General features: G+C 54.2%; 13 protein-coding genes and 1 tRNA gene. 11 read left to right on the forward strand and 3 right to left on the reverse strand.

The annotated features are described in order from the left end of the window. Positions 1–43: 43 nt before the first annotated feature. Complete coding sequence (locus IMCC20628_RS17620; protein WP_047031299.1) at positions 44–250, reverse strand: hypothetical protein; 207 nt, start codon at positions 248–250, stop codon at positions 44–46. A 386-nt stretch (positions 251–636) separates the two neighbouring features. Between IMCC20628_RS17620 and IMCC20628_RS17625 the strand changes: the two genes are divergently transcribed. The 11 genes from IMCC20628_RS17625 to IMCC20628_RS24355 all read left to right on the forward strand — a co-directional run bounded on the left by IMCC20628_RS17625 (position 637) and on the right by IMCC20628_RS24355 (position 15,779). Further along, a tRNA-Thr gene (locus tag IMCC20628_RS17625) sits at positions 637–711 on the forward strand. Positions 712–795: 84 nt separating this feature from the next. After that, positions 796–2,493, forward strand: coding sequence for a site-specific integrase (locus tag IMCC20628_RS17630; RefSeq protein WP_082128202.1), 1,698 nt, complete (start codon positions 796–798; stop codon positions 2,491–2,493). A 72-nt stretch (positions 2,494–2,565) separates the two neighbouring features. Next, entirely contained in the window at positions 2,566–5,979 is a 3,414-nt protein-coding gene (hsdR, locus tag IMCC20628_RS17635) for a type I restriction-modification system endonuclease (protein WP_047031300.1), read from the forward strand. 63 nt (positions 5,980–6,042) lie between these two features. Beyond that, on the forward strand, positions 6,043–7,506 hold the full coding sequence (locus IMCC20628_RS17640; protein ID WP_047031301.1) for an N-6 DNA methylase: 1,464 nt from the start codon (positions 6,043–6,045) through the stop codon (positions 7,504–7,506). After that, positions 7,503–8,819 (forward strand): restriction endonuclease subunit S, encoded by a 1,317-nt coding sequence (locus IMCC20628_RS17645; protein WP_047031302.1) that lies wholly within the window; start codon positions 7,503–7,505, stop codon positions 8,817–8,819. Before IMCC20628_RS17640 ends, IMCC20628_RS17645 begins: the two co-directional genes overlap by 4 nt. Next, the gene (locus IMCC20628_RS17650) at positions 8,816–9,412 is read left to right on the forward strand and encodes a hypothetical protein (RefSeq protein ID WP_047031303.1); all 597 of its coding nucleotides are present in this window, start codon (positions 8,816–8,818) and stop codon (positions 9,410–9,412) included. Before IMCC20628_RS17645 ends, IMCC20628_RS17650 begins: the two co-directional genes overlap by 4 nt. A 47-nt stretch (positions 9,413–9,459) precedes the next feature. Beyond that, the gene (locus tag IMCC20628_RS17655) at positions 9,460–11,082 is read left to right on the forward strand and encodes a hypothetical protein (protein WP_156174560.1); all 1,623 of its coding nucleotides are present in this window, start codon (positions 9,460–9,462) and stop codon (positions 11,080–11,082) included. A gap of 248 nt (positions 11,083–11,330) precedes the next feature. Next, entirely contained in the window at positions 11,331–11,891 is a 561-nt protein-coding gene (locus IMCC20628_RS17660; protein WP_047031305.1) for a recombinase family protein, read from the forward strand. Positions 11,892–12,122: 231 nt separating this feature from the next. Next, complete coding sequence (gene rnhA, locus IMCC20628_RS17665) at positions 12,123–12,620, forward strand: ribonuclease HI (protein WP_047031306.1); 498 nt, start codon at positions 12,123–12,125, stop codon at positions 12,618–12,620. Continuing rightward, entirely contained in the window at positions 12,620–13,513 is an 894-nt protein-coding gene (locus IMCC20628_RS17670; RefSeq protein ID WP_047031307.1) for a ParB/RepB/Spo0J family partition protein, read from the forward strand. Before rnhA ends, IMCC20628_RS17670 begins: the two co-directional genes overlap by 1 nt. Before the next feature lie 532 nt (positions 13,514–14,045). Beyond that, positions 14,046–15,779 (forward strand): site-specific integrase, encoded by a 1,734-nt coding sequence (locus IMCC20628_RS24355; RefSeq protein ID WP_197078329.1) that lies wholly within the window; start codon positions 14,046–14,048, stop codon positions 15,777–15,779. 624 nt (positions 15,780–16,403) lie between these two features. Here the strand turns inward: IMCC20628_RS24355 and IMCC20628_RS17680 are convergent. Further along, a complete protein-coding gene (locus tag IMCC20628_RS17680) occupies positions 16,404–20,039 on the reverse strand; it encodes a hypothetical protein (RefSeq protein WP_047031308.1) in 3,636 nt (1,211 codons plus the stop codon). Between the two features lie 383 nt (positions 20,040–20,422). Continuing rightward, positions 20,423–21,373 carry a retron St85 family RNA-directed DNA polymerase gene (locus IMCC20628_RS17685; protein ID WP_197078330.1) on the reverse strand — a complete coding sequence of 317 codons (951 nt, stop codon included), beginning with the start codon at positions 21,371–21,373 and terminating at the stop codon, positions 20,423–20,425. Positions 21,374–21,381: the final 8 nt, after the last annotated feature.

Here is a 21,381-nt window from a genome sequence, read left to right on the forward strand (position 1 = left end):
AAACCATCCGGGAGAATGCGGCAACATGAGGACAGGATTGCCGTCAATCGGAATCGTCGCTGTCCACTGCACCAGTTTTGGAGGCTGCAGGCAGGCCCTCGGCCTCGTCTGCCCGGCCCTCGCGGCGGGCCCGCGTCTGGGCCTTGCGGCGTTGCAGATTGGCGCGCAGTTGCTCGGCGCTTCGCTCGGCGCGTTTGGCGGCCTGGCGCTCAGCCTCGGTGATCCGGTCTTGGGGAGATTTCTGGGTCATGTCAAAGCTTCGATAGCCTAAAACTCTCTCGAGGTGAAGATGCAGCTGTCCGGTTGGGGCCTGCCCTTTATCAAGGCATACGGATATGGCCGCGATGGCACGCATGTAAATTGGACCATGTCATGCGGCTTGAACGTCAGTCTCTCGAGCAACCGTATTTCATCAGCCAAAGCGCGGTTTTTCAGCATGCTCAGCCAACCCTGCGCAGGCAATGTCGAAGTTGCCACAACATTCGCCCGTTTGGGCTTGCGCTCCTGTCCAAGCTGTGGCAATAGCGGGCCGCTTCAGTCGTTTACAGCCTCTCGATATTTGAGCGAGAGTACATGGACAGCAACTGACGGAGACAATCCTCCGATCTGGTCGCCACTCCGGCACTGAAGCAAAGGGCTGCCGTAGCTCAGGGGTAGAGCACTCCCTTGGTAAGGGAGAGGTCGAGAGTTCGAATCTCTCCGGCAGCACCAGTTTCAAGCATTAGAAATCAATAACTTGTTGGTTTTGAAAGGCTAATCCTTCTCACTGTTCCATCACACTGTTACAGTGGAGCAATGGAATCGATGCCTGGACATCCCCGCCTCTTTCGTCGTGGAGCGACCTTCTATCATCGCGCCGCTATCCCTGCTGACATCAAGGCGACCTACCCCAAAACCGAAGAAACCTTCTCGCTCAAGACGAAGGATTACCGGGAGGCCGTGCGGAGGGTTCGGATACAAGCTGCAAGGATTGATCGCCTATTTGAAGCTCATCGACAGGAGCTGAAACGCGAGGCAGAACCAGCACTTGCCGAGCTTACTCCAGCGCAAATCGAATATATTGGCGAGGTTTATTATGCCCATATCCTTGACGAAGACGAGGAGATAAGGCTGTCGGGTTTCGAAGGAAGCTCATTTGAAGAACGTGCTGAGCTAACCGACACGCTTGACGGCGTAAACCGCGAGTATCTGGCTCGCGGTATTCAAGACGAGTTTTTCTCTGACGAAGCAGCCGAAATCCTGACATGGACTAACGTGAATCTGAAGCTCGCCCCTGATTCTCCAAGCTGGCCGCGGCTCATTCGTGAGCTCCAATCAGCCAGAATAAAAGCAACCGATGCGATACGTGCCCGGAACAAGGGAGACGTCGTTAAGACACCTGTCGTCAAATCTGACACTCAAATTTCCAGCGTTGATACTCCACTATTGTCCGAGACGATAACCCGCTGGGTGGAAGAGAAAAGGCGGACTTCATGGGAACAGAAGACAGCAGACGCGTACCGGATATGGGCGGACCGTTTTGTGACCTTGGCGGGTGACAAAGCACTTGAAGCATACGGCAAGGCTGACGCGCGAACCTTCAAAGAAGCCTTGGTGGCTCTTCCCGCAAACTGGTCCAATCATCCCGACTTGAAAAACATGCAGTTTGATAAAGCTGCAAAGAAGGCCAGCGCCCTTGGGCTGCCCCCCATGTCGGTTTCCAACGTCAACAAGATCATCGGGTTTGTCGGAGCCTTCTGGAATTGGGCGAAGGCGCATTACGATGGAGTCACCGGCAACCCGTTTGATGGCATGAAGCTGAAGAAGAGTGGTAAGGCCCGAGATGAGCGCCACCCGTTCACCCCGGATGAACTCAAGTCTATTTTTAACGCACCTCTCTATACTGGCTGCCGAAGCGCCAGAGCGTGGCGAACCCCCGGTGACTTCATTCCTAGGAACTCCGGCCTCTACTGGGTTCCCCTGATTGCGCTGTTTACGGGAGCAAGATCGGGCGAGATCATTCAGCTCTACACATCTGACGTTGTCGAAAAAGATGGCATACTTCGCTTTGAATTGACCGACGACGGGGATGATCAACGGCTCAAGACTTCGACATCGCACCGGTTCATTCCCGTTCATCGCACCTTAAAAGAACTGGGACTACCTGAGTTCGTTCAGAAACGCCGAAACGAAGGCCAGCTTCGGCTCTTCCCTGAGATGTCCAAGGGGTCAGACGGTTACTATTCGTCCCCGTATTCACGCCAGTTCCGCCGCTTGCTGGAAAGCGTTGGCGCCAAACACGCCAAAAATGCGTTTCACAGCTTCCGTCACAGCTTCGAGGATGCCTGTCGCAACAATGGGATCTCTTCTGAGATCATGAATGCCCTGCAGGGTCATTCCGAGCGTGGCATGGGGGATAGGTACGGAAGCGGCTTCCACTTGAAACGCCTTGCCGAAGCGATTGAGAAGCTCGATTATGAAGGCTTGGATCTGTCACATCTGAAACCCGACTAGCGTCCGGTTGTATGTTCAGCGTGTATGCCTTAGCAATTGTAGAGATATTTCATTTTATGATTTGGCAGCGTCATGCGCTCTACGAATTTTGACCATCTCAAACCTCTCAGCAGCGAGTTGCATCGCCTTGGCGTTTTGGCAGAGCGGTTCTTCGCAGAGGACGCCAACACATCGCTGATCAAGAGTCGGCAGTTCTCGGAATATATGGTCAAGGAGATCGCGGCGATCACCGGCAGCTATGACCCGGCGAAACGCGAAGGGACTAACGATCTCCTGCGCCGATTGTCTGCCGAGCAGGTTCTCCCCCGTGAGGTTGTGGATGTATTCCACGCTGTTCGCAAGAAAGGCAACGAAGCAACTCACGACTTCACCGGAACGCCATCGGATGCCCTCGCTGCACTGAAGTTCTGCCGGACCCTTGGCGTCTGGTATCGCCGGACCTATGGGCGTGACCCCAATTTCAAACCCGGCCCCTTCGTTCCACCGAAAGCTCCGGATCAGGTCGATGAAACGACCCGAGTGGAACTCGAAGCTTTGCGCACAGATGTGCGTGAAAAAGAGGCGCAGTTGTCTGCTGCTCAAGCCTCCGCCGAAGAACAAGCCACGGCCCGAGAAGCAGCTGAAGAACTTGCGCGGCAGTCAGTTGAGGAAAGCGCCATCTGGGAGCAGTCAGCTCTTGAGCTGGAAGCCAACCAGGCCGAGCTTGCCAAGAAGCTTGCCGAACTTCAGAAACAGGCTCAGTCGGAACCCGAACAACAGAAGCTTGAGTTCAAACAGGCAGCCAGAGATGCCGCCAGCCGGTTGGAACTGGACGAAGCTGATACGCGGCTTCTGATCGATGTCCAACTGATGGATATGGGCTGGGAAGCTGACACCAAGGAGCTTCTGCATTCCAAGGGCACTCGTCCCGAGATCGGGCGCAACCTGGCAATCGCGGAATGGCCGACCGAAACCGGCCCGGTCGACTACGCGCTGTTTATCGGGCTGACTTGCGTTGGCGTTATTGAAGCAAAACGGGAGTCGGTGGATGTCCCATCAACCCTGATACAGGCTGAGCGCTATGCTCAGTCCATCCGGTTGACCGACGAAGAGGCCCACCCTGATGCCTCGTGGAAGCACGGGCTGGATGATCCGTACCGGGTTCCGTTTGTCTTCGCCACCAATGGCCGACCCTTCGTCCGTCAGTGGAAAACCAAGTCCGGCATCTGGTATCGCGATGTGCGGCGCTCAACCAACCAAGCGCTGGCTCTGCTGCAATGGTTCTCACCCAAGGATCTTCTGGACAAGCTGGAAACAGATGTCGACGCGGCGGCGCAGGGTCTTGCGGAAGAAAGCTTCGGCAGGGGTAAATTGCGGCCCTACCAGGAAGACGCGGTTGAAGCCATTGAGACCGCAATCGAGGCCGGGCAGCGGGACGTTCTGATCTCGATGGCCACCGGCACCGGCAAGACCCGGACCAGCATTGCGCTGATGTACCGGTTGCTCAAGCACAAGCGCTTCAGACGCATCCTCTTTCTGGTGGACCGCAAGGCGCTGGGCAAACAAACCGAGGACGCGCTGGACACTACGGAGCTGGAAGGGCTTTTGAACTTCGCCCAGATCTACAAGGTCGCCGGGCTTGGTCAGAAGATGCCGGAGCCCGAGGATCAGGTACAGGTCGCAACGGTGCAGTCGCTCATCGCGCGGATCCTTAATGAACCCGATGTCTCCAAGCGGCCCACGCCAGGCACTTTTGATTGCATCATCGTAGATGAGGCGCACCGGGGTTACACGCTGGATGCGGAACTCAGGGAAACCGACATCGGCTTTCGAAACCTGGATGATTACCAATCAGCCTACCGGCAAATCCTCGACTACTTCGATGCAGTCAAGGTCGCGCTGACGGCAACCCCTGCCCTACACACGCGGGAGATCTTCGGTCACCCGGTGTATCACTACGGCTATCGTCAGGCCGTCGTCGAAGGCTATCTCAATGATCACCTGCCGCCCCGGCGCATCACCACGGCGCTGGCGGAAGCCGGGATCCACTTCGAGGGCGGTGAGGAAGTCGAGATTGCCGACCGCAAGACCGGTCAGATTGATCTCTTCGCGCTGCCGGACGATGTCGAGCTCGATTATGATCTCGCGGCCTTCAATAAGAAGGTCTATTCAGAGGCCTTCAATCAGGTGGTCTGTCGGGCATTGGCCACCGAGATCCCACCGGACAGTCCGGGCAAGACACTGATTTTTGCTGCGCGGGATACCCATGCGGATGATGTGGTTCGGCTTCTGAACGAGGAACTCCGGGACGAATACGGCGCTAACGCCATCCCGCACAACATGGTGATGAAGATCACTGGTAGCGTAGACAACAATCAGGACTGGATACTGAAATTCAAGAATGATCCCTATCCCAAATATGTAGTGACGGTCGATTTGCTCACCACCGGTGTGGATGTGCCCTCGATCTGCAATCTGGTTTTCCTGCGCCGGATCAAAAGCCGCATTCTTTATGACCAGATGATCGGACGAGCCACCCGCCTGTGCCCGGAGATCGGCAAGGAGTACTTCCGGATCTTCGACGCTGTCGATCTCTACGCCGAACTGCAGGAGATGTCGGACATGCGTCCGGTAGTGGTCAAACCAAACATCTCGCTTGGGCAACTGGTGGCAGACCTCACCCAGGCCGTGGACACTGACGACAAGGACTGGGTTGCCGGTCAGGTGGTGGTTCGGATGCGCAGCCTTGCCAGAAACATGGACGAGGAAACCCGCGAGAGTTTCGAACGGCACACCGGGCACACACCGGAAGCTGTCATCCAGTCCCTTGCCACCAAGTCCGGAGCCGAACTCGAAGCATGGATGACGGAGCATCCGCGTTCTGTCGAATTGCTCGAACGCAAGCCGGTCGCGGTGAAGAGGCCGGGGGATGGCGTGGTCATCTCCAACCATGAAGACGAACTTCTCCGGATCGAGGAGATCTTCGGCAAGAACACCACGCCCGAGGATTATATCGAGGGCTTTGAGCGCTATGTGCGTGATAACATGAACTCGGTCCCGGCCCTCATCGCTGTCACCCAGCGCCCCCGCGAGTTGACCCGCAAGGAGCTGTCGGAACTTGCGGGCTTGCTGGACGAGAAAAACTTCTCCGAATCCATGCTCCGGGCAGCCTATGGCAAGGCGCGGAATGCAGACATCGCGGCCCACATCATCGGCTTTGTCCGTCAGGCTGCTCTTGGTGATCCTCTGGTGCCCTATGCGACGCGGGTGGAGGACGCGATCCGGAAGATCGAGAGCTCGAGAGCCTGGACAAAGAAACAGAAGGACTGGCTCCGGCGGATTGGCAGGGCGCTGAAGGATAAGCCTGTGGCTGATCCCTCGCTGCTGGACCAGGGTGTCTTCGCCGACAAGGGTGGCTTTGTCCGCATCGCAGAAGAGTTTGACGGCGAGCTGGATGCGGTGCTCATGCAATTCAACGAAGCCATCTGGGGAACGCCAGCCGCTTGAGCAATTCAGGTGGAATCAGGCTAGACACACAACACACGTACTCGATCAGGAAATGACCCGCTCATGAATGCCAATGCCATCGTCCAGAAACTCTGGCGTCTCTGCACCGTTCTGCGCAAGGACGGCATCACCTATCAACAATATGTCACCGAACTGACCTATCTGCTGTTCCTCAAGATGATGGCGGAGCGGAACCGCGAGGAAGGCAACATTCCCCCGGAGTACCGCTGGGCGGCGCTGGTCAAGGCCGAGCCGCTGCACAAGCTCAAGCTCTACCGCAATGCGCTGACAGCGCTGGGAGATCCCGAGGGTTCCCTTCCGCGCATGGTTCAGGCGATCTTCGACAATGCCTCCACGTTCATCCGCGAACCGCAAAACCTGACGACGCTGGTCACGGCCATTGATGAACTCGACTGGTTCTCCGAGGAGCGCGACCAGTTCGGTGATCTCTACGAAGGTCTGCTGCAGAAGAACGCCGAGGAAACCAAGCGTGGCGCGGGACAGTATTTCACCCCACGTGTACTGATCGAGGTTCTGGTGCGGCTGATGAAACCCAAGCCCGGCGAGGTGATCCAGGATCCGGCGGCGGGAACCGGCGGCTTCCTGATCGCTGCCGACAAGGTGATGCGCGAGGCTACGGACGACTATTTCACGCTTGGCACAAAAGAGCAGGAGTTCCAGAAGCATCAGGCCATCCACGGCATGGAGAATGTTCCGGGCACCCTGCGGCTGTTGCTGATGAACCTGTACCTGCACGATCTCGACAGCGACCATGTCGACCTAGGCGATACCCTGTCGGACAAGGGCAAGACACTTGGCAAGGCCGACCTGATCCTGACCAATCCGCCCTTCGGCCCGGCGGGTGGTGCGCCGACGCGGGATGACCTGTCGGTGACGGCAACCGTCTCATCCTACCAGTTGCCTTTTGTCGAGCATTGCATCCGGGCGCTGAAGCCCGGCGGACGGGCGGCGATTGTCTTGCCGGACAATGTGCTGTTCGAGGACGGGCGCGGCAAGGAACTGCGGCGAATGATGATGGACTGGTGCGATCTGCACACCATCCTCAGGCTGCCCACCGGCATCTTTTATGCGCAAGGGGTGAAGACCAATGTCATCTTCCTGACCCGTGGCAAGACCGAGACCGGCAACACCGATGACGTGTGGATCTATGACCTTCGCGCCCAGATGCCTAAATTCGGCAAGACCAATCATTTGACGGATGCCCACTTTACCGCCTTCGAGGAGGCCTTCGGGAGTGACGAGAATGGCACTGAACGGGGCGAGGAGCAGGGCGTAGAGGGCCGGTGGCGCTGCTTCACCCGCGAGGAGATCTCAGCGCGGGGAGACAATCTCGACATCTCATGGCTGCGAGAACTGGAGGAAGAGGCAGAGGAAGGCTTGATCGAGCCGGAAGACATCGCGGCGGCGATCCAAGCGCACCTCCAGGCGGCCATGCTGGAGATCGAGGCGCTCAGTGCGGAGCTTGAAGAGACGACGCTCGCGGAAGCACCGGAGGCAGGGGAATGAGTGAGCTGCCGAGGGGGTGGGCTGAACTCCAACTGAAGGAAATCACGAAGATAGGTGGAGGCTCTGTCAATCCCAAAGATTATCCAAATGAAATCTTCGAGCTTTACAGCGTCCCGTCGTTCTCAGAGGGTCAGCCCGATACAGTATCCGGTGCCGAGATTGGCTCCACTAAACAGATCGTGCAAAACGATGACGTCCTTCTATGCAAAATCGTCCCGCATATCAGACGAGTTTGGACCGTTGGAAAACAAGGTGAACATCGGCAGATCGCGTCAGGCGAGTGGATTGTTTATCGCAACCATTGTTGCGAACCGAGGTTTCTGAAGTTCGCACTGTCAGAAAATAATTTTCGACAGAAATTCCTCGGAACAGTTTCGGGAGTTGGCGGCTCGCTTATGCGAGCAAGCCCAAAATCCGTAGCTGAGTTCCATATCCCCCTCCCTCCCCTCGCCGAGCAGAAGCGCATTGTCGCCAAGCTGGACGCACTGGCCACGAAGTCCGCCCGCGCCCGCACCGACCTCGCCCGCATCGACACCCTCGTCACCCGCTACAAAAAGGCGATGCTCTCCAAGGTGTTCTCGGGGGAGCTGACGAAAAATTGGCCATCTCTGCCGCTTGAAAATGCCTGCATACGGGTGTTCGACGGCCCATTCGGCTCCAACCTGAAATCTGCGGACTACACTGACGATGGACCCAGAGTTGTCCGATTAGAGAACATCGGCGTTCGAACTTTTATAGAGGATAAGAGAACGTATATTAGCGCGGAGAAATTCGCGGCTCTTGCCAAGCACACGCTCCAGGCAAACGATCTTCTTTTCTCTTCATTCGTTAGTGAAGAGGTGCGGGCCTGCCTTTTTCCGGAGAATGCAAAGTACAATGCGATTAATAAAGCGGACTGTTTTTGTGTTCGCCTCGAGCCTGACAAGGCAAATCCGCAGTTCGTTTTGCTCCAGTTAACTTCAGAAGCAACATATCTGTTTTTTGCTCAGCAGGTCCATGGAGCGACCCGGCCGCGCATCAACCTTACCCAGTTAAGAGCCTACGAGATCATACTTCCAAGCCTCGGAAAACAACAGGAAATCGTCAGCCGTGTCGAGTCTGCCTTCCATAAGATCGACCGGCTGGCAGCGGAGGCAAAGCGGGCGCTAGAGCTGGTGGGCAAGCTGGACGAGGCCATCCTCGCCAAGGCCTTCAAGGGCCAGCTCGTGCCCCAGGATCTCAATGATGAACACGCCAGTGCCTTGCTGGAGCGCATCAAGGCCGAACGGGCGGCGGCACCGAAGATGAAGCAAAAACGGATAATGAAAGCATGAGCAGCGCAAAACGCCGTATGGCGGTACAACAAGGGTCTCTCGATGGTCTGTGTGGCATCTATTCCATCGTCAACAGCATTGGTTTGATCGAGCCGAAAGGCATGGACCACGAAGAACGGGTCGCCCTTTTTATCTACCTAACCAATCTTCTCGATGACGGCAGAGGCATTGGCGAAATCATACACAACGGCACCGGCTTTCGAAAGTTGGGAGAGTTGATTGACGTCGCCAGCCAGAGGTGGACATCCAAAAATGACACCGAGAATCCAAGCAAGAACAAAAAAACCATCTCGCGCCGAACAGCAATGAAACGGCGTCCCGACGACTTTGACGAGTTCTGGTCTGTGCTGAAAGAACACGTCGACCTCGACGAAGGCCGGACGGCCATCCTCGGCCTGACCGGCACCCACAATCATTGGTCGGTTGTTCAGAAGGTCACTCCAAACCGCATCGACTTGTTTGATTCTAACGGTCTGCAACATCTCGACAAGAGGCGCTGTGGCCTAGCTGTCGGAGGTGAAATCAAACATAAGCTCTGGTCGACGCAGACCTTCTTGCTGAGTGCCCAGGACTGGGAAGAGCCTGAGGAATGATATTCGGGCAGCGAGACATTTCAGGGCACGTAACCAAGGGGGCTATTATGCGACAAGAGGAAGAGCACAAGGGCTACCAAATCATTGGCGATGTTCGCAATGGGAAGGCTCAGGCTGTCATCTTGTCCAGTGGCAAACCGGTAGGCCCGCGCCGGTTCGAAGCAGACACGGTAGACGCAGCACTGGCCGAAGCCAAAGCATGGGTGGATGCTTCCAGAGGCCAAACAGCCCAAGCACGGCGGAGCCCGAACATCGCCACTGCTGCGGAGTATGAAGAATACTTCAGGTCAGTTGAATTGGCGGATCATGAACGCTCGATGCTTGCCGCCCATGCCGCAAACACAATCCTGACCGCCGGAAAGTTATCCGACGCGGTCGGCTGGCAGGATTACCGGGGCGCCAATCGTTATTACGGCGAACTCGGCATGAAGATCGCCAAGCATTTCGGACTGACGCCACTTTCCGGCAACCATGCAGACAACGTCTGGACCACGGTTCTTGCTGAAGGTCAGGAAGGCGAAGGCGGTGAGTTCTATCGCTGGACGATCCACCCGGAGGTTGTTGAAGGACTGGCCGCAGCCGGTGTCATCTCAAGGCCAACGGTAGCCTCTATAATAGGCAAAGTGTTCCCAGATCCTTTCGATACTGCGAACCCGAATATCTGGCTAACCTCCATGTGGGGATTTGATGCGCTAAACTGGGGGTTCGTCGGCTTCACCAATGAAGCGGACCGAAAGTGGCTTCTCGATCAAATATCACCTGGGTGCCTTCTCGCTGTATACGTCACGGACGACAGCAAGAGAGCGCCAGCTCTACACGGCAAACTAGCTGGATTTCTCCAGCTCAATGAGCAAATCGGTTTTGCCAAGGATTTCATGCCTGGTGACGCTTATGCCCGAATTGAAGCAAATAGTGAAGAATCTGGCCGCTGGAACTACGCAATCGGTGCATCCAGAGCATGGCAAATTGTTGATGGTGCGCAGCCCAGGATAGACCTTATTGCACCGGAGACAGTTGGCCCTTCTTCTGGGCCTGGAAATATGCGCCAACTAATTGGCAGACGTGGCGTTCGTTTCGCTGCTTCAGAAATTGCCAATATTCGTGAGCTGCCGGTTATAGAGGTCCCGTGCTTCGGTGGCCGGAGAACGTTTAATACCACTCCACAGCCACTTGTTCGGAGCGTTCAGACATCTTCAGCGGTGCCCCGCTCTTCTGAGCCATATACCGTGCAAGAGGACGATGGCCCCAAGCACCTCTACATGCTTCAGTTGGACGGTGATCTCTCACATTTTCTGGGAAGACCAGCAGCTGCAGTCCACAGCCTATCGATCATTAAAGTTGGCTACTCGGGAGAACCCACCGCTAGATGTTACGCCTTCAACAAGGCGCTTCCTGCTTGTGCGTTTCATTGGCATTTGCTGAGGATTGAAGATGGCAATCCGCCTTGGGCAAACTGGAAAGTCGCGCAAGTTGGTGAGGATGCAATGAAGTATCAGCTTCAGAGACTTGATGCAGAACCTCTCGGCGGTGAGTTTTTCCTCGCCACCTCGGGCCAAATTGAGCATGCTTGGATGCGGGGGCGAAACGCTGCGATGGCAGCAAATGGAATTGTCATCTCGCATCCCGATCTGTCTCTCCAGGAAATAGCTCAAAGGCTGCGAACGGCCTAAGCTGGCCTCCTGACTATTTTTACGAAAAATCTGTGATGGCATATTGATACTACGCTGTTTGCCAGTTCCCCCCGTGGGGTGCCCATAGGTTGGCCATTCGACATAACCGGCGGCAACCCTTCGCTTCACCCGGCACTAAAGCCGTTCATCAAACTATACGTTCCTGAACCTCGCCTCACCCTGTTGACAGCGCGGTCATTTTCCGTTCATAAATTATCGGTCATCAATGTTTAAGGAGAATTTGAACGATGTCTTTGGTTGGTTATGCTCGGGTGTCCTCCGTTGGACAGTCTCTGGAAGTGCAGCGGGACAAACTGACTGCGGCTGGTTGTGAGGAGATCTTCGCCGAGAAGAGATCCGGCCTGGAGACCGACCGCCCCAAGCTCGTGGAGTGCCTTCGCTATATTCGCAAGGGTGACACACTGGTGATCTCGCGGATCGACCGATTGGCCCGGTCGGCTGAAAACCTGTTGTCACTTGCCCGTCAACTTGAAGACAAGGGCGTGGCGCTCAAGGTGCTGGATCAGAACATCGATACCACCGACGCCGCTGGCCGAGCCTTCCTCGGGATGCTCGCCGTGTTTGCCCAGTTCGAAGCGGACATCCGCAAGGAACGGCAGATGGACGGGATTGCCAAGGCGAAAACAAACGGCGTGAAGTTCGGACGCAGACCGCGCCTGACTGCCGAGCAGGAAACGGAAGCCGTCCGGCTTAGGACGGAAGAAGGCTGGTCAATCCAGAAAGTCGCAGATCACTTGGGGATCTCCAAGGGGCTGGCCCACAAGGTGACAAGCAGGGGGTACACCTGAAGCCAACAGCAGCAAGGAAGGCTACCTGCTCCTTGCGGCGCTAAACATATGCCATATGGCACATAGAACGGCACAAGCTGCTCTTGCGACCGGCATCCCTACTTTTTCGAGGGGATGTCCCATGGATGCGTTGATCGATCAGTCGACAAATGACTGCTCCAGCGCCCAGCAATCGGAACGACGCTTCCGATCCCCCTACCGAAAATAATTCGACGAAAAGGAGTTCAGCACATGAACTCATCACGATCAGTGACGATCTATACCGACGGCTCTTGCTCAGGAAATCCTGGCCGAGGCGGTTGGGCCGCCATCCTGACAGGCAGAAAAACAATCAAAACCATCTCCGACGGAGCACCTGACACAACCAACAACCGCATGGAACTCATGGCAGCCATAGAAGGCCTGAAGGCTCTCACCAGACCTTCAGTGGTTCTCGTCATTTCGGATAGCGAGTATCTCGTGAAAGGAGCCTCCGAACGCATTCCTAACTGGTGCGCCAGAGGATGGAAAAATGTTAAAAACCAAGATCTGTGGAAACAGTTGATCTGCGAAATGTCCAAACACACAGTCCACTGGGAGTGGGTCAGAGGGCACTCCGGTAATCAATTCAATGAACTTGCCGACAGGCTCGCCAAACAAGCGCTTATGCGCCAGACGCGACTTGTCCGAAGGCACAGACCGCTGGTGGAACTTCGGGTGCCCCTTAATTCACATGAGGTACCCAACTGATGAGACGCGGATACAGACCGACCGCTGTCGGCAAAGGCACAGTTACACCGGAACGCCTGTTAGAACTGGAACAGCTCAGACAAGGCACCAGCATCTCTGATCTTCGCAGCAGATCGCTTACACTTGATCAGATCCGAACCATGCCAGAGGTTTTCCAGCCCCGGATGTCAGTTCCTTCCGAAAAGCACGTCAGCGATCTCAGGAGCAGCCTGAAATCGGTGCGCGATCTCACGCCTGTTCTGGTTTTGCCTCTGGGAGAACACGCAGTGGTCATTGACGGGCACCACCGACTGGAAGCCTACCGGATGGAGGACCGCGACGAGATCCCCGTCGAGTTCTTTGGCGGCACCGTTCAGGAAGCTATCCTCCAGTCCGGCGCGGAAAACAGCAAGACGGTCATGCCATTGAACCTCTCACAGAGAACCAACTGGGCCTGGAAACTTGTTAGGATGGTCAAACCCGGTGATGCCATGGGGTACCTGTTCAGCAAGCGCCAAATAACTGTTTCTGCTGCTGTCTCCAGCGGAACGGTCGCTGCCATGCGGCTAGCGGCAAAAGCGCTTGGCGAGGACGCCGACGAATATCCATCATGGGACCTGGCGCGGCAAGCGTGGCAGGACCAGGAAACACCGGAAGCATATCAGCCATATGGAGAAGAGGAATTGGAAGAACAAGCACAACTTATCGCAGATCGCATTGCCAGATCGATAGGCACACACAGGGCGAACAACCCCGAAATCATGGCTCGAGGTCTCACCAAGTTCCTCGGTCGGAACACGCCCGACGTGATCTCGGAAATGATCGTCAGGTGTGAAGAGGATCCCGCCTTGGCGCACATTGTTGAACAAATACGTGAAAGGCATGGCTGGGAAGATGAAGATGCTGATTACTGAGCGCCTTCCGGATGTCTTCAGCGAGATCCACAGGACGGGGCTTCGGGCGATGATATGCCTGAGATGTACATTCCCTAGGGTGTGCATTTTGTACACTTGCTGGTTTGCAGGTGCAGCACTCTGGCCACGCAACCTGGTAGGAACCTCTTCGGCTAAGTCGCGATCTGTGCTCCAATCTTGAGCACCCCACCTATACCGTTAGCTTGACACTGAGCCTCGCCGCATCTTCGGCGGGGCTTGCACTACCCTCGACGAATACGGTCAGTCGTGAATCTGGAACCCTACCCCTGTCAGCACACCTTTTTTGCTCTCAAGCGTACGGTTGAAACTGTTACAGTGAACTGCTACATTCGCGTCTAGAACAGTGCCATCAAGTCATTGAATTTGCTTGACTTAGCGCTTTCGGAGCGAGTTTTCGAATCTCTCCGGCAGCACCAGTTTCAAGCATTGAAAATGCTAGGAATCCCGGTTCTCAACGATTCTGTAACCGCCTTTGGGTACACAAGGTGGGTCCACAGCTATGGTTTTGAGAATGTCACAGCCCTCCAAAGATAACCGCACTGGCATGTACAAATTTCGCAAGCGCGTGCCTCAAGACCTGCAGCCGATCCTGAAGCAGAAGGAGATCGTGAAAAGCCTCGGCACAAAAGATGTCAGCGAGGCGAGGCTCCTTTTCGCGAGGGTCGCAGCTGAGATCGAGGAGCGTTTTGCCACTTTGCGCGCAGGCATCACAACCCTGAGCGAACGCGAAGCATCGTCGATGGCTGGCGAGATTTATCGGCTGAAAGTGGCAGTCAATATCGACGACCCAGGCAAGCTGTCTGAACCAGAAGTTTACCGCATGCTGGACGCGATCGAATTCAAGGATCATCCCGACCATTCGAAGACCAAGCTCACCTACATTTCTAAACGGACCGATATCACCGACCGGATTGTCGCCCGCAGAAATGATCGCGAGATAAAAGCGTACATGGAAGAAAAAGGCATACGGCTTCATCCGGACAGCATGGAGCTGGTGAGGTCCAAGGTCAGGAAAGCAGTGCATCGTGCTCGAACATACCTGCATGATCTGAGCAATGATGATGCGAACCCAAACGTTGATCCTTATGCTGACTTTTACCCCAGAGCGGAAGCTGGGTCAGTGGTCACCGCGGAGGAGCAAAAACTAACGCCTACCTCTGCGGCCCCCTTGCTATCAGAGGCAATCGAAGGGTGGGCAACAGAAAAGAAAACCTCGTGGGATGGGAAATCCGCAACAGCAAACGTCCTGGCGGCTCAGCGGTTTCTGGAGTTGGCTCGCGACAGACCTCTGGATCAGTACAACAAGAAAGACGCCCGCGCATATAAGAACGCCCTCAAAGCGCTTCCGAAAAACTACACGAAGCATCCTGATTTGAAAGGCTGCACGTTCGCTGAAGCAGCAATAAAGGCTGCTGAATTATCGTTGCCGCCGATGTCCGACAAGAACGTGAACAAGAACCTGGGTTTTGTCCGAGCCATGTGGAACTGGTCAGATGCCAATTTCGACGATGTTCCCCCCAACCCCTTTAATGGTCTAAACCTGCGAATTAAAGAGAGCGGTCGCGACGATCGCAACCCGTTCACTGCGAGCGAGCTGCAGGCGATTTTCAACGCTCCCCTCTACACAGGCTGCAAATCTGCAAAGTCCTGGCGAACCAAAGGGGATCACGTCCCTTCGGACAGGGGCAATTATTGGGTGCCGCTCATCGGCCTGTTTACGGGCGCAAGATCGGGCGAAATCATTCAGATGAATGTGAGCGATGTGGCAACGGATGGCGGTATCGCGTATTTCAAGATAACCGACGAAGGCGAGGAGCAGGGTTTAAAAACCAAGAGTTCTTTGCGTGAGATTCCGATCCATCCCAAGCTGCTTGAGCTTGGCATTCTGGATTTTGCTTCCGAACAACGCAGCAAGGGACATACGCGACTTTTCCCGGAAATGCGTAAATCGGATGACGGGCATTATTCATCCGCCTACTCACGACCTTTTGGACATTTTCTCACGAGCATCGCTGTGAAGACTGGCAGAAATTCGTTCCACTCATTCAGGCACAATTTCGAAGACGCTGCCTTGGACTGCCTGATACCTCAGGACATCGTTGATGCCTTGCAGGGCCATAGTGCAGCGGGCATGGCGAAACGCTATGGAACTGGGTTGCGTAAACTTCGCGTCCTTGACGAGCAGATGCAGAAATTGCGGTATGAAGGCCTCGACCTATCTCATTTGCCGAAACTTGGAGCTTAAAGCTAACTGGTTTGGTTGTGTCAGGCGTATGGTTGCGAATACGGTTGACGGGTTCTTGTGGGCTCGTTGAGATATGAGTCAGACCTATGATTTGTAATCAGGGGGTCACGGGTTCGAATCCTGTCGGGGGCACCATCAATCGCCTGCAAACGCTGCATTCTCCAACATAGGAGAGTGCAGCGTTTTTGATTCAGGGGCACCCAGGAGGCACCCGGAAAAATATCCTTCGCTATCCACAGAAGCTATCGAGTCGACTTCCCGCTATCAAAAGCCGATTGATCTCGTATCGGCCTGCCTTCCACATCCAAATCACCGTTTGCAACCAATGACAGCAATGCAAACAAAGTGACCAAAACATCGATCTTGATCGACGGCAAAAATGGGTGGGAAGCGGAAATTCGATGCACCGCAGAATAGTTGACCATTATGGGGATGAGCTTCTGTGGAGGTGCGATTAACCGTGAAACTGAAGGCAATAATATTTTAACCCGTTACGCCCTGTTATTCATCAGCCAGCTCGAACCATTTTTTGGGCAAAACATTCGGATTCCCGATTCTAATGCGTATTAAAGCTACCGTCGGATATTAACATACCTACAGTATTTTGTGACACGTTCAGCGCGATCAGCGACTATGAAGTCGCAATTCAAAATCCAGGTCTGCAGTTGTTCCAAGAAGGGTCGCTTTTTGATCCCCTGGCCATTGTTCGAGAATGGCGATATCTGCTCGCTGTCCGGCATGCCGGATCGCGCGGACAGCGAGCTCAAGCGCTCGGATCGACGGTTGGTCACTTAGCCATTGTTCCAAGGTTGGTGCAAGCAAGTGCCAAGGGACGTCTGCTTTTTGAAAATTATCAATATCATGGTCTATGAAACCCGTGTGGCCGCGCATAAGGGTTTCGTCAAGTATGTGGCGGAAGCGTTCGGGGGTCTCAATTCGCGCTGTTTCTCTGTGCGGATCAAGCAGTTTCCTCCGCAAACTGTACCAGCCGTTATCATTGCAAACGTCAGCGAGCTGCTCGATATCTTCTGGGCGTAGTAATTCAATGTAAAGGGCAATGGCGTTTAACTGCGACTCTCGGGAAAGGCCGACTTCGCCCTTAGTTCGAATGCCAAAGTGCATAGTGAAATGAGTAAATAGCTTGGCTGGATCAGGATCAGAACGAATTGCACTATCGGCGAGGGAAAGAAGTTCTGGGGTGGCAACAAAGAGTGCCGCCTGAACAAAATGCATGGTATGCCCAAAATTACCCCAATAACTCAATAGCAGATTTTCCGCATCTGGTGCTGTGAGCCGCATTAGTACGCGGGTGAGGGTCGAGCCGATATCATACATTCTGTTTTCATCGGGAAGCGACTTGGCAGCCTCGCGAGCAAACGCTCGATCGAGTACCTTATACATCTCTGCCGACCAAACGTATCGTGCATAGAACCACCAGTGCAATCCATCTTCGCCATCCAACTGCTCAATCAGTGCTGGAACGGCCTTTGTGTCTCCGCGACTAAGACGTTCACGAAGCACGCTATTGTACAAGAATGCGTCTCTGGCCGATGCTTGCAATACTGATAGATCGGCCTCGTAGCGGCAAGCTGCCCAAAGGTCGAACGCTGCTTTTCGGCGCTCCTCATTTTCTTCTGTGTCATTCCACAAAACAAGCAGTGACTCCCGGATTGAAGGAGACATCGGACTGCCGAAACCTTCTTGCGTTCGCCGCCAGAACTCCCGCGCATGGTTCTTATATGAATAGATGTGACCGCTATCCCGCAGCCGATCGGCTCCAAGCTTAACCTGAAAGAAAACCGCGCTACTGTGATCGACGCCGTGCAACATGTATTCGATCTGCCATCCAAGGTCGGGTTTTTTGGCGCGATCGATTAGATAGCTAAGTGCTCCGACTGGGGGCATCCGCTCAAATGCAAACCGGACAGAATACGCTGCAAGTTCGTCACGTGGCGAGGGTCCATTGCCTTCACGGGATTCGGGGAGCGCACCCCAGAGAGCGCAAACGGGAGCAAGTAATTGTGCAGCCGTCTCTGGTGTTGAGCAACGCGCCATCGCCCAAAGGTATGATCCAAGACGAACGCCGCGCTCCTCATCACGGACCCACAGCCGCTTGAGTGCTAATGCTAGATCAGGATCGCCAAGCGCCCCAGAAAACTCGATTATAGCATCGACTTGCTCATCCGTTTGGACGTTGGTGGCATCCATCAAGCTGCTAAGTTCGGTAGCCATCCTGGAACCCCAAAGCGGTCGCACTGAATCTAGCGTTTGTGCTGTCCAGTGCGCAACATTAGTGAGATCGTAACGGGCCGCTAAATCGATCCCACCACGTACATCCCCGTTACGTAGCAGCGCGATCATCCCCATCGGGGATTGCTGTGGGAACAGTGAGATCAGTTCCTGCATGAACTCTCCCGAGACTCGCTCAATCATTGCCATAGCTTGCCAACGCAGCGTTGCCATCGAAGCTCCGCGATTTTTGGGATTACGAAGCCATTTGGATGCTATTTCCGCGAGCCTTGTGGCACCTGGATCGCCAGTCGGCAAAAGACGGAGTGCATGAAAGAGTGCGAGCGGGCCATGGGTCTGGATGCGCGTAGTCAACTCTTCTGGCACCGCAGCACGAACCAGCGCCTCGCCGATGATTTCGGCGAATGAGGGGTCTGCTAGAAGTTCATTATCAAGCTGGCCTTTTTCCCAGAGCTTGAAAGCCACTTCGGCTAGCAGCCAGACACGCACCCTATCATGGCGAAAGAGAAGCCTTGCGTCAGACGACACCCCGTCGATCCGAAACACTTCGCCCTCGCGAGCGATGGCGCGAACATGATTTACAACTTCCGGATCAATATCCCATTCGAGAACGTCACTCCAGGTTGGTGCCAAGCACCTTTTGTGAAGCATTGACTTTCCAAGATCGAGCAAAGCTGAACGCAATTCTGATGCGATCTGACCGCTTATCTGCGCTACCCGTGCCAACGCATCATTGGCAAAACTATCGATGACTTGGTTGGCACGCGGGGAATGCCAATCGCGATTCAGTGCAATCAACAGCGCATCGTCACCGAGCGCAGTGGCCATCGCTTCTGCTTCTTCGCGATTTAGCGCAATAGATTCAGTCGACGCTTTGGTCAGGACTGCTGTCACACACTCCGCATGTGACATAGGCTCGGGTCGGAGCGACATCATTTCCACACGGTCTTTGGTTTGGGACCTAACCGCGCTGAGCAAGTGTGGCCAGACTGGGCAGATAATCCGCCATGGTGGGCGGTTGGTGCTTTTTGTATCCGGGGCCCAGCCCGCTATTTTTTCTATAAGCCGCTGCGGCTGCGCGGACCTGCTTACATCCTCAATAAGAATAAAAAGTGGGTCTTCTTCGCTGAAGAGCGTTAATGGATTTTGGCTGGGGGCAAGGCTTGGTTGTAGCTGCAGCAGTGTTTCCGTGACGGCCTGCTGAAGTGTCAGTGCTTGCTCAATTTTTGTGTGTGCGATTACAAGCGCACCCCCCCCGTTTGCAAGTTGTCTCAGGAGGGCCTTATGGGCGGCGACTGTCTTACCTGAACCAGAAGGGCCAACTAGGAAGTTTATTGGGCCTAGACCTAGTCCAAGCTGAGCATCGAGTGTGCGTGACACTCGTGCCGAGGTGTTATCGCCAGCATCGAAAGCCGATATGCATTCTTCGGACAACTTAGCAAACAATTCACGCGAAAGAAGCTCCTCTTTCATGCCGAGTAGCTTGTTCCTAATAACTTGCCCACGCGGGTCAATGTCAAGTCGTGCAGCAATGCGGGATCGGGTCCAAAAATCAATTGTCACTTTTTCTTGGCGACCAATCGCGGTTACCTTCCGTAATAGCTCTTCGTCAGGTTCCTGATTGGTTGTGAGTATGAGCGTCGCAGATAAGTTCGGTGTGACCGCCCGCTCTTTGCGGATAATTGCAAAAGCCTTGATGACATCGCCTGGTTCAGGTGACGCTGACTTGCTTGTTTTTCGGTGCTTCACCTTGACGGGGTCCAACAACCATTTCCGCTCCAGAGCCGTCGTGGCCGTGATGGTGTGGTGGACCATAATCAGTCGATTACCTCCCTCACCTGTGAAACGCAGTCCATCTACGGGGGATTTACGGGTCTTTCCGTCGGCATTTATGCCAGTGTGGACTAGTCCTTCATAATCGGGAACGAGCCTAAGGACCGCAGTTGCGATTCTTTCAAACAAGCCAACATCGGTGATCGCCGAAATCTTTTGTATCGTCTGCGTTTCCATGAACGACTTATATCTGCCTCTTCAGCTACGCATTGTCTTTTTTGTCCAGTTTGAGCGTCTCTTTCTATCACCGTTATGATGGAAGTTGGTAGAGTTCAGGTAAAGTGTGCAGCTTTGAATACATGCGCCGCGAGTATGCGGGTGGTCGATGTCCGCTTCGGGCCGAAAGTGCCAATCATGACCTGGCAACTTCGGGCGGGAAGCGGACGTTCGTTGCGGATGCGAGCCCAGGTTGCCCTTCCTTCGAGAGCCGACATTCAGGAACAGGCAAAACGAATTACTTCGCTGCGCTGCCGCAAGTCCGCTCCGAGCCGTCACCTCGCCATTCGCAACCTGTCGCAATCAGATATCTCGAAATCAATCAGTGGTGAATTTTACCCACTCTAGGTTTCATTGATCGATCGCTTTGGCGTATGATATTTCATGGCGCGGTCGATGGCTGCATCTCCATATTTATGTCTAAGACGATCAATAAACTGCGGCTCGACTGCTGCGCAAAAACCTAAAAAACCTTTCAATTGACCTCTGCTATCAACATCCAACTTCCGCAACGTATCTCGATGGAGCATCGATGAAATATTACGCTTACGATCTCGACCAATTGAAACATCTTTTGCTGGGGTAATTATAAGACCCGTAACCATTCTACGTTGCCCTTTGGTGTAGAGACCCCGTTTCTCTTCGTTGAACGTAAGTCTTGGCGATTTCATACTGCGAACCAATTTTTGAATATCTCTTTCAAGTGTGGTGATCTTCAACGTGCTATCACCTGAGATGGTAATGTCATCCGCATATCTGCTGTAGTTAAGTCCATGCTCTATGGCTTTTTCTGCGACAATAGAATCAAAATCAAACATAAGAAGGTTCGACATCTTCGGAGAAGTAGGCGCGCCTATGGAAAGACATCTCGGAAATTTTGATCCTTTTTGCTGCCCCCAAAACAGAATTTTTGAGTACAGCTTTATGTCCGAAATATTTATAGCGTTTGGCTTTAACTTAGAGACCAACATTTCCCAGTCCGCCACCTTCAGCGACGGAAAAAACTCTTGAAAATCGAGTTTCAGAATTGCTCTTGTGTTTTTATGCATCTGAGCATTGGCATAAATGCTCCTGTGCTCTTCGTAAGCCATCGCGCAGTGGTGAACAGGGAAGGAAGAAAGTTTTTCTCGCAATATAAATCGTTGAATCGCCTTTAATTCACGAGAGGGTTGCGCAATCATTCGCTCACCGCCGCTCCGTTTTTCGATTGGGTAGACGCGATATCTTGCTGGAGCTGTATCAATAACATGATTGATATCTGCGACACTCAAGCCAATTGCTTCAACGAGCTCCAAGACAAGAC

This window comes from Hoeflea sp. IMCC20628 (genome assembly GCF_001011155.1).
Lineage (GTDB): Bacteria > Pseudomonadota > Alphaproteobacteria > Rhizobiales > Rhizobiaceae > Hoeflea.